The 9,701-nt window shown below is 68.7% G+C and carries 8 protein-coding genes and 3 pseudogenes; 5 read left to right on the forward strand and 6 right to left on the reverse strand.

Annotated elements, in window-relative coordinates:
• The first annotated feature begins 169 nt into the window (after nt 1-169).
• The gene (locus ACMTAK_RS51050; protein ID WP_413812521.1) at nt 170-1,066 is read left to right on the forward strand and encodes a LysR family transcriptional regulator; all 897 of its coding nucleotides are present in this window, start codon (nt 170-172) and stop codon (nt 1,064-1,066) included.
• Between the two features lie 142 nt (nt 1,067-1,208).
• A pseudogene (locus ACMTAK_RS51055) lies at nt 1,209-1,337 on the forward strand (ankyrin repeat domain-containing protein); the annotation flags it as partial.
• A gap of 187 nt (nt 1,338-1,524) precedes the next feature.
• Here ACMTAK_RS51055 and ACMTAK_RS51060 read toward each other — a convergent pair.
• A complete protein-coding gene (locus ACMTAK_RS51060; protein WP_413812522.1) occupies nt 1,525-3,339 on the reverse strand; it encodes a serine hydrolase domain-containing protein in 1,815 nt (604 codons plus the stop codon).
• A 262-nt stretch (nt 3,340-3,601) separates the two neighbouring features.
• Here ACMTAK_RS51060 and ACMTAK_RS51065 point away from each other — a divergent pair.
• Nucleotides 3,602-4,285 (forward strand): annotated as a pseudogene (locus ACMTAK_RS51065) (Hsp70 family protein); the annotation flags it as partial.
• 149 nt (nt 4,286-4,434) lie between these two features.
• On the opposite strand, the gene ACMTAK_RS51070 reads toward ACMTAK_RS51065, so the two are convergent.
• The 5 genes and pseudogenes from ACMTAK_RS51070 to ACMTAK_RS51090 form a co-directional block, all read right to left on the reverse strand.
• Entirely contained in the window at nt 4,435-4,830 is a 396-nt protein-coding gene (locus ACMTAK_RS51070; protein WP_413812523.1) for a DUF2267 domain-containing protein, read from the reverse strand.
• Nucleotides 4,831-4,982: 152 nt separating this feature from the next.
• Nucleotides 4,983-5,177, reverse strand: a pseudogene (locus ACMTAK_RS51075) (CBS domain-containing protein); the annotation flags it as partial.
• A 930-nt stretch (nt 5,178-6,107) separates the two neighbouring features.
• Nucleotides 6,108-6,533 (reverse strand): hypothetical protein, encoded by a 426-nt coding sequence (locus ACMTAK_RS51080; protein WP_413812524.1) that lies wholly within the window; start codon nt 6,531-6,533, stop codon nt 6,108-6,110.
• A 1-nt stretch (nt 6,534) separates the two neighbouring features.
• On the reverse strand, nt 6,535-6,942 hold the full coding sequence (locus tag ACMTAK_RS51085) for a hypothetical protein (RefSeq protein WP_413812525.1): 408 nt from the start codon (nt 6,940-6,942) through the stop codon (nt 6,535-6,537).
• A complete protein-coding gene (locus ACMTAK_RS51090) occupies nt 6,942-7,277 on the reverse strand; it encodes a hypothetical protein (protein WP_413812526.1) in 336 nt (111 codons plus the stop codon). The genes ACMTAK_RS51085 and ACMTAK_RS51090 overlap by 1 nt, the downstream gene beginning before the upstream one ends.
• Before the next feature lie 519 nt (nt 7,278-7,796).
• Here ACMTAK_RS51090 and ACMTAK_RS51095 point away from each other — a divergent pair.
• Nucleotides 7,797-8,819, forward strand: a complete 1,023-nt coding sequence (locus tag ACMTAK_RS51095; protein ID WP_413812527.1) for an ATP-binding cassette domain-containing protein — start codon at nt 7,797-7,799, stop codon at nt 8,817-8,819.
• Nucleotides 8,816-9,631 (forward strand): ABC transporter permease, encoded by an 816-nt coding sequence (locus ACMTAK_RS51100; RefSeq protein WP_413812528.1) that lies wholly within the window; start codon nt 8,816-8,818, stop codon nt 9,629-9,631. The genes ACMTAK_RS51095 and ACMTAK_RS51100 overlap by 4 nt, the downstream gene beginning before the upstream one ends.
• Nucleotides 9,632-9,701: the final 70 nt, after the last annotated feature.

Consider the following 9,701-nt stretch of genomic DNA (forward strand, 5'->3'; position numbering starts at 1 on the left):
GGCTATTCGAGGAGAAGTCGACGGAGATTCGGGCGCCGATAACCAAAAATTCCGGTGGGACAAGAATGCGGCTAGTCATCCATAGCTTCAAATACTTGGGAGGGGTGATTACCATGCCTTTGAGGCATGAAGGTGTCATGCCTCCTCCGTCTCCCGAGGAGCCACCGCCATGGAACTCCGAGTGCTGCGGTACTTCCTGACCATCGTGGAGACCGGTTCGGTCACCAAGGCGGCCGAGGTGGTCCGCGTCGCCCAGCCCTCGCTGTCGCGCCAACTGCGCGGCCTGGAAGGCGGCTTGGGGATGACGCTCTTCGACCGCGGCGGCAAGCAGATGGTCCTGACGGCGGCCGGCCGGCGCTTCCTTCCCCTGGCCCGCGACCTGGTCGCCCGCGCGGACGCCGCCGAGGCCGCAGTCGGTGCGCTGGCTGCCGGTCGTGCCATGCGGATCACCGTGGCGGCGCCGCCCACCACCATCACCGACGTGATCGCGCCGTTCCTCGCCACCTGGGGGCCGGAGGATCCGCTCGTCACCGTGCAGGCGGAGAGTCCGGCACGTGCGTACCAGGCCCTTGCCAGGGGCGCCGACGTAGCCATCTCCTCGGCACCTCCGAGGCGCCGTTTCGCCGGGCTCCCGGTGGCCCGCCTGCCGCTGTGGGCCTACGTCCGTGCCGACCATGCCTGGGCGGACCGGGACCGCGTCACCATCAGCGAACTTGCCGCGGAGCCCCTCATCGTCCTCACCCCGGCGCACGGCACCCGCCGCATCCTGGACCATGCCGTGCAGGACGCGGACGCCTCGTACGACATCGTGCTCGAATGCGACACCCCGCACGTCGCACAGGCCATGGCGGCTTCGGGCCATGGTGTCGCGGTGGTCTCCGACGATCCCCGCTTCGACCTGCACCCGCTGCTGATCCTCGACAGCACGGGCGAACCGCTGCAGATCCACCTGCACGCGGCGTGGGACGCCGGCCACTATGCGCTGCACAGCATCGAGGCATTCGCGGCCGGGTTGTCACGTTTTTGTGTCGAGCGGTACGGGCCACAGGTCGCCGCCCGCCTGTGAACAGCGACGACTACGGACCACGGCCCTCACCACGACGCGAGGCGTGGGGCCCGGCATCTGCCGGGGCCCCTCCCACGAGTCGCCAGCGGGGGACGTCAACCGCGGATGATGTTCCCGGCCTTGGGGTCCTTCTGACCATGGGCACTGGACACCCGCGCATCAGGCAGTCGAGCAGGAGGATGCAGAGGCCCAGGCTCGGTTGCCGGCGGCCGGCTTCGATCCCGATGAGATCTTCAGCGACATGACGCTGCTGACGCACGCAATCGACGTCTGCGCGAGCTTGTCGGTGTGCGTGGTGCCGAAGCCGTCGATCCAGGCGAACCAGGTGCCGCTGTGCGGTACTTCCCGCGCGTTGTTGGACGCGACCTTGTCGTCCGCCGTCCACGGCGACGCCGTCCCGGTCTCGAAGCCGCCGTTGTCGAGCGGCCGGCCATGCACGGCCGGCCGCCCCCGCCGCCTCAGCCGGTGGCGGGCAGCTTGTACGCTTGCGCGGCCGCCGCCGACCAGTCGAACTCGTTGTTGTCGCTGAAGTAGTAGTACGTGGCGCCGTTGGGCAGCATCGCCGCGGTGATGCCGCCGAAGCCGGACATGAACGGCACGTACACCGGGCTGGTGAACACCGGGTTGTCCGCCGAGGTGAACTGCCGGGCCCACAGGCCGCTCTGGTACTTGTAGGTCTTGCCGGTCGTGTCGGCGGTCGTGGTGATGCCGCGGTTCGCCGGGTTCTGCTGCATCGCGTCGGCGAGCATCGTCGGGTCGAGCTTCTGCACGCCGCCGATCTTCCCGCCGTCGGCGTTCAGGAACCGGCTGACCTTGGCGATGTCGTCCTGCGTATAGAACAGGCCGTACCCGCCGAACGGCTGCCCGGTGGCGCTGTTGTCGGTGCGCTCGGTGGTCAGCACGTCCGGGCTCAGGTGCAGCGGGACCAGCACCTGGTCGCGGATCCAGCGGTAGATGTCGCTGCCGGCGCCGGCCTTGGACACCAGGTAGTTCTGCATCGCCCGAGCCAGCACGAAGGTGTCGGAGGAGTGGTAGACCCACTTCGTGCCGGGCGCGGCGGAGTGCGGGAAGGCCAGCGCGGCGGTCATCTTCCGCCCGTACGCCTCGGCGTCGAAGAACGCCGTCATGCCGCTGCCGGACTCGTCGGACTCGAAAGCGCTGGAGGAGTAGTTGCCGGTGGCCATGTTCGCGGTGTCCTGGAACGTGACGCCGCTCCAGGCGGAGGTGTCCGCCTCGCTGACCCAGTCGCGGATCAGCTGCGACGGCACGGACGAGCCGTAGACCTGCGTCAGCCGCATCAGCACGATGCCGGCGAACATCGTCTTGGCCAGCGAGTATGACGGCAGCACCATCTGGTTGCAGTACGGATACGCACCCTGCCGGGTCTGGCACGCGCCGACGTAGTTCACCCCGCCGTAGGACACGCCGTACGTACTCAGCGCCGAGGCGGTGACGCCGCTGCCGAACGCACTGGTGTCGATGTCGGTGTTCGGGTAGTCGGTGCTCAGCGCGCTGATCGGCTTGGTCGGGATGCGGTGGGCGACCTCGGCGGCGTACGCGTTCTTCAGGTCGGTATCACCGGTCACGGTGTGCCGGGAGTAGGTCGCGCCGACCTGGCCCCACATGTCGAACTGGAAGTACTCGCACGTCTCGTGCACGATCTGGTAGCGGACCTGGGAGATCGTGCTGCCGTCGAAGAGGAAGGTCAGCAGGCCGTTGTGCACGCAGTTGGCGTTGCGCTCGACCAGCGCGAAGGGCAGCGAGACGCGAGTGCGGCCGCCGTCGCCCTTCTCGTTCCAGGCACGGCCGCCCCCGATGATCAGGTTCCAGTACGCGCTCCCGGTGATCTGCAGGCCGCGGACGGCAGGGATGACGTGGCTGCCGTTCTGCACGAGGTCGATACTCACCGGCGGCAGGTGCTTGAGCGCGGCGGTGGCCGCGTAGTTGTAGGTGTCCTTGATGGTGCGGAAACCGCCTTCGGTGGCCACGCCGTTGAGCGTCAGGGTGCCCTCGAAAGTGTGCGTCGGGGCGGCGGCCGCCGCGGGCAGCGCGAAGGCGTCGTCGGTGACGGTGCCGGTGGCCGCACCGCTGGTCAGATCGGCGGTGGTCAGCACCGACCTGGTCACGGCGCCGCTGCCGGTGAGCGGATCGCCGGGTACGGCGGTCGCGGCGTACGCGGGTATCGCCGCCAGCGGCGAGAACGGCACGAGGACCAGAGCCAGTACGAGGAAAGCCAATACGACACAACAGCGCCGGGCGTACAAGACGGACACGGTGAACTCCTCGGGAACGCGAAGGGGTAGTGCCCGCATTCTGGGGACGCGCGGTGCTGCCGTCGAAGACCCATTGGGGTTCGACGGCATGCCTCGAAGGCATCGGCGGGGGCAGAGGTCATGGGGCGCGCAACCGCCGCTGGTGGGCAGCAGCAGCCGGGCGAGGAACTCGGCGGCGTGGCGCGGCACGTCGAGCGTGGCAACATCGGTGACCAACGTGAAGCCTCTGGTTCAGCAGACGATCTTGTGGTGAGAACCGCCAGCGGGTATCAAGCCCTCCGACATCAACCACGTGATTCTGGTGGGCGGCTCGACCCGGATGTCCGCGGTGACCGGGCTGGTCCGTGAACTGACCGGCAAGGATCCGCACAAGGGCGTCAACCCGGACGAGGTGGTGGCCGTCGGCGCCGCGCTGCAGGCAGGTGTGCTGATGGGTGAGGTCAAGGACGTTCTGCTGCTGGATGTCACTCCGCTGTCCCTCGGTATTGAGACCAAGGGCGGCATCATGACCAAGCTGATCGAGCGGAACACCACCATTCCCACCCGGCGGCCGGAGGGTCTTCACCGGCGGAGAACAACCAGCCGTCGGTGCAGATCCAGGTGTTCCAGGGGGAGCGCGAGATCGCGGGCCGAGACCGAGACCGCGCTGTCGGAGGTGAAGGAGAAGCTCAAGGGCGAGGACACCGCCGCGATCCGTGCCGCGACCGAAAAGGCGGCAACGGCCGCGCAGAAGATCGGCAGCGCCCTGTATGCGCAGGCGGCGGATCGAGCCGGTCATCCCCGGCTCCCCGACGACGCGGCGAAGGGCGCCGGGTCCGCCGACAAGGCGGGCCCGGGTGCCCCGGCCGGGGACCGGTCTCGCAATGACGACGGTCCGCCGGCCATGGAGTCCGGGGCGCCTGCCGAGCGCGGTCGTCGGGCGACGCCCACCGCGCGCAACGGCTGAGACGAGTACGACGACCGCAAGCGCGTGAAACGTGATCGCCTCGCGGTGGGCGTGAACGCGGTGGCCAGCGTGTCGCCGGGGGCCTCGACCCGGCCGTCTACGAGGCCGTCTCCTCCGGGAGCGAAGACTTGTCCAACATCCTGTCTCGGTCAGATGGGTTGTGGCCGGCCGAACAGCAGGTCGTAGCCCCGGGGTAGCTGGAGCAGAATCTGGTTCGTCAGGTCTTCGCCGGCGAGGTCGGCCACGACGCTGAGGACGGCGCTGACATCCCACGTTGCGGTCTTCTCGGTGGCTCCTTCGATCCATGCCGCTGTCGCGCGGATGAACCGCTCGGGGGAGAGAGGTTCATGCGCCTCGAGTGGGTTGAGCAGTATCAGCGCGAGAGTCTCCGGGAGCCGGGCGGCGAGTTCTGCTCGTACATCGCCCACCAGGTGAGCCCCCAGCAGAGCGAGAACGACGCGCGATGATCGCTCGGCCTCCTGTCGTGATGGGTATTCGCCTCGTTCCTCGACCGCTGCCAGGAAGGCGTCCCACTGTGTGCGCACGATCGTTCCTCCTGATGCCGGGGCCCGCGCTATCGCTGGCGGGACCGCTGGGACAGCGGGGGCGTTGTCTTCTGGCGGTTTGCCGCCTCGTTGGCGCGGCTTCGGGGGCCGCGCCAGGAGGCGGGCGGGCGATCTGCGCGGTGGGCAAGGCCGGGGTTCCCGCCCTCGGCAAACGCTCGTACCACCAGGTCCCGGTCGGTGACCAGGCCGCGGAGCCGATCGCCTTCGGTGACCAGGACGTCGCCGATGTTCTCCTCCCGCATGCGGCGGGCGACATCGGCCACCGGGGTCTGCGGCTGGACCGCGACAGGAGGTCTGGTCATGATCTCTCGTATGCGCTGCGACATGGAAACGCTCCTCAGTGCCTGAAGGTGCGGATCCCCCTTGGCCTGTACAGCGGCCTTCGCGGCTCCGAGTACCCGGCGAACCGCTTGTACCTCATTGTGCGGGAGGGTTTCTGTTCCCGGAGGTGGGTGCCAAGGTGCGCTCCGTGGCTCGGCCCCGCGACCCTGGCAGGCAGGGTCAGTGCGGCGAGGATCGCGCGGGAGGCCCCGTGGGAACCGCGACTGGGGGACGACCTCGTGGCGCAGAACAGCAGCTCGACATCTGTCGACGCCGGGGGAGGGGCGAGCAGCACGAGCCATTCACAGCCGAGTCCCGATCAGCTCTAGCAGACGTGACGACACGGTCCACGATTCTGCCTGGCTATCGGCGCCCCATCGATCTTTGCTGGTCAGCGGGGATCGACGTTTCGGCGTACGGCCTTACGAGGAGGCGAGCACGTGAGGCTGCTCTCACCCTTGATGAGCACGCGCTGGAACTCGCGAAGCGTCCCTATGACCTGCGCCATGCAGGCATCTCGTTCTGGCTGGCTTCCGGAGTCGACCCCGCGGAGTGCGCGCGCCGGGCAGGGCATCCAGGTCCTGTTCCGCCATTACGCCAAGTTCCTGGCCGAAGCCCGGAATCATGCGAACAGCCTGATCGAGGAATCCATGCGGCGGTGGGAGGAGGCGACGGACAGCTCGGAGAGTGCCTTAGCAGGGTCTTGGCCCGGAAATGCCCCGGAACAGCTGGTCAGAGCCGGGATACCCGTGGGAGGAATCGTGACTGAGGCCGTGTTTCGACTCGCGGCCTAAACCGTGCGCCGACAGGGCGCCTGACGGGCATCTGCCCTGGTCAGGCGCCCTTCTGCGGTGCTCAGAAGAAGCCGGGCTGCTTCGGCGGGTACGACACCAGGAGATTCTTCGTCTGCCGGCGGTACACGCGCGACCGCGCCGCTACAGGAAGCACACCATCCGGTAGGTGGACCACCGCGCCGCGGCCTCGTCCGCGGGCATCGGTCGTACCTGGTCCAGGAGGCGCCCCTCGCCGTCCAGTCCGTATGCGGCCAGGCCGGGCTCCTCGGCGTACACCCGCACCCCGGCGTCCTGCAGCCGCCGCACGTCACCGCGCGGATCGGTGAGCGTTTCGACCACGCGGTTGCCGAGCCGCAGCGGGGGCACGCGGGCGTCACGCGCCGCGTATGTCACGGCCTGGCCGCGCAGCAGGATGTCGATCCCGCCGAGCCTGCGGTGCAGTTCGAGCGCCAGGTACAGGGCGTCCGCGAACTGCTTCTCCACGGCGCCGCGGTAGGCGCGTTCCACGATGGCCAGCACCTGGGGCCGCTCGGCTGCGGCCGAGGGCAGGTCGGTGGGCTTGTGCATCTCAGATCACCCCGACCATCAGCGTCTTGCCGGTCGCGGCGCTGTTGGCGGCGAACGCGGAGGGTCGGCGCACGATGACCTCGGGCACATGATCGTGGACGCCCCGGTCCTCGCTGCAGAACTGGCAGCCGTACCAGTAGAGCTGGTCGGGGAAGGCCGCGAGCAGGTCCTGGACGAGCGTGGCGGTCGATGGATAGGAGGTGGTCCAGGAGGCGACATTGCGCTGTTTGGCCGCGCCGAGCGCCTGTCGGGTGAGATGGGTGGCGTAGCCGCAGGTCCACACCTGCACCCGGCCACCGCGCTCCAGCATCGCCTGGAGCAGCCGCAGCACGCTGGTGGTCTGGTCGGACTCATGCGGTGCGCCCATGAGGATCACCATGATGTCGGTGTGCGGAACAGGACGACCCATCAGTGCCACACCACTTTCACCGCCGGGTCGAGCACCGCCTCGGCCACCGCGCCCATATCGGTGCGGTGGGCCGCGGGCAGGAGGCCGGTGTTCTCGAGGCCGCGCTGGGCGAGCGAGAAGTCGTCCACCCAGACGCGGCCGCCGGCCCCGATGAAGACCTCCAGTTCCGGTGAGCGGCCCGGGACGGCCAGGGTCACGGCGTCCTGGATGAGGAACAGCACCACCGGGTGGCCGAGCCGTGCCTGGGTCACCGCGTCACGCCGGAATCCCGGCCCGTCCGGCAGGGCCGCCGCCTGGCTCTCGATCAGCAGGAATCCTTCACGCGCTGTGGTCATCGATGGCGCTCCCCCTCGGGTCGAGAATGCGGCAGACCGTGCTGGTGGATCTTTCTGCAGTCGCCCGCGGTGCACTGAAACCACCCGAGGAAATCCCGGGTAAATACACTGGCGCTGTCCGGAGCCCGAGGCTACACGATCCCTGATTGCTGGCCGATACACACGTCGGAATCGGGAATTTCGCATGCTCTGGAATTTCGGAATCCGCAATTCCCGCCGCAATCGGAAGGCGAGCCCGTTTCGCGTTCACCCGCTTCCGGGTGCGGCCCCTGCGGATGGCGAAACCCCTGGTCAGGTCCACCATGTAGAACCTTGTGCAGTCGGCGGAATTCCTCATTACGCCGCTACGGAATCATGCGTTACGCAATTGATTCTTCAATGCGGGGTGTCCGCGCGTGGTCCCGCTGCCCAAGATAGGGGCCCAGTCGGCCGCGTGATCCCCAACCGTGGAATTGCTGATTCTGCCGCCGCGGCCCACCGCGCGTGACCGGCGGACACCGATATCCGAGAGGCCCTGTCGTGGAGACCATCCGTGTCGAAGACCTGAGCAAGTCCTATGCGAAGACCCAGGCGCTGTCCCAGGTCGGATTCACGGCTCGGGCCGGCACCGTCCTGGGGCTGCTGGGCCCGAACGGATCCGGCAAGACCACCACGGTGCGCGTTCTGTCCACCCTGATCCGCGCGGACAGCGGGCGGGCCTGGATCGACGGACACGATGTCATGGCGCAGCCGCACCGGGTGCGGGCGGCGATCGGTCTCACGGGTCAGTACGCGGCGGTGGACGACGAACTGTCGGGGCAGCACAACCTGGAGCTGATCGGCAGGCTGCTGGGCCTGTCCCGGGCGGCGGCGCGCGGCCGGGCCACCGAGTTGATCGAGCGGTTCCGGCTGGAGGACGCCGCGGCCCGGCTGACGAAGACGTACTCCGGTGGCATGCGGCGCAGGCTGGACGTGGCGGCGAGCCTCGTCGGTCGGCCGCGGGTGCTGTTCCTGGACGAACCGACGACCGGGCTGGATCCGCGCAGCCGCACCGAGGTCTGGACGCTGGTGCGCGAGCTGGTGGCGGACGGCGTGACGGTCCTGCTCACCACCCAGTACCTGGAGGAGGCGGACCATCTGGCGAACGATCTGGTCGTACTCGACCAGGGACGTGTGGTGGCCACCGGCACCCCCACCGAACTCAAGGCCCGGGTCGGCGGCCTCGCCCTGCAGATGCGGGTGGCCGATCCGGCACAGGGCGCGCAGGCCGCCGCGTACGTCGCCGAGGCGACCGGGGTGGAGCCGGGTGTCGACGCGGACACCGGCCTGATCGACGCCGCCGTCGCGGATGTGACGGCGCTGCGGCGGGTGGCGGCGCGGCTGGAGGCGGAGGGGATCGGCTTCGTCGAGCTGGGGCTGCGTCAGGCCACCCTCGATGAGGTGTTCTTCGCGCTGACCGGCCGTACCGCCCGGCCCGCCGACCCCGCCCAGGACCGCGACCCCGCCCAGGACCCCGATCCGGCACCGGTCACGGCCGGGACCGCCGAAAGGAAACCGCGATGAGCAGCGCCCAGCACAGCACCCCGGCCCAGCTCCCCGCCGACCCGGGCCGCGGGGCCCTGGTCAGCCATACGCTGATCCTCGCCGGACGCCATCTGACCAAGTTGCGCGCCTCGCCGCAGATCGTGGTGTTCAGCGTGTTGCAGCCGCTCATCATGATGCTGCTCTTCATGGTGTTGTTCGCCGGGGCGGTGTCCGGGAGCCAGTCGGCCTATCTGCAGTTCCTGCTGCCGGGGATGCTCGCGCAGAACGCGGCGTTCATGGTCACCACCGTGGGCCAGGCGATCAACAGCGATATCGACAAGGGGATCTTCGATCGGTTCCGGAGCCTGCCCATCGCCCGGCCCGCACCGCTCATCGCGCATATCCTCGGGGACCTGCCGCGCCAGGCCGCCACCACGCTGGCGCTGCTCGCCTTCGGCTTCTGCATCGGGTTCCGCGTCCACACCGATCCGCTCTCGGTGGTGCTGGCCGTGGCGTTGGTGCTGCTGGTGTCGTTCGCGTTCTCCTGGATCGCCTTGACGATAGGGCTGATCGCGGACAAGCCCGAGTCGGTCAACATGCTCGTGATGATCCTGCTGTTCCCGATGGCGTTCGGCAGCAACACGATGGTCGCCACCGACACCCTTCCCGGGTGGCTCCAGGCATGGGCGAAGGTCAATCCTGTGACGCATCTGACCGATGCCGTGCGGGCCCTGCTCACCGGCCCGGCTTCGGATTCTGGTTCGGCGCTCGGAACCACGCTGCTGGCCTCCGCGGTGATCCTCGCACTCTTCGTGCCGCTGGCCGTCCGCGCCTTCACCCGCCGCCTGTAACCGGCCGTTCCACACCATTTCGTTCTTCCGGATCAGCCATGTCCGGGTCACTGCAGAAGGGGACGTCGAC

Origin of the sequence: Streptomyces lacaronensis (genome assembly GCF_047337785.1) — a bacterium.
GTDB classification, from domain to species: Bacteria; Actinomycetota; Actinomycetes; order Streptomycetales; family Streptomycetaceae; genus Streptomyces; species Streptomyces lycopersici.

What these genes read in the sequence shown, in the direction of transcription:
- ACMTAK_RS51050 (WP_413812521.1), top strand. Translation starts at nt 170, where the DNA reads ATGGAACTCCGAGTGCTGCGGTACTTCCTGACCATCGTGGAGACCGGT.
- ACMTAK_RS51080 (WP_413812524.1), bottom strand. Translation starts at nt 6,533, where the DNA reads ATGCACAAGCCCACCGACCTGCCCTCGGCCGCAGCCGAGCGGCCCCAG.
- ACMTAK_RS51085 (WP_413812525.1), bottom strand. Translation starts at nt 6,942, where the DNA reads ATGGGTCGTCCTGTTCCGCACACCGACATCATGGTGATCCTCATGGGC.
- ACMTAK_RS51090 (WP_413812526.1), bottom strand. Translation starts at nt 7,277, where the DNA reads ATGACCACAGCGCGTGAAGGATTCCTGCTGATCGAGAGCCAGGCGGCG.
- ACMTAK_RS51100 (WP_413812528.1), top strand. Translation starts at nt 8,816, where the DNA reads ATGAGCAGCGCCCAGCACAGCACCCCGGCCCAGCTCCCCGCCGACCCG.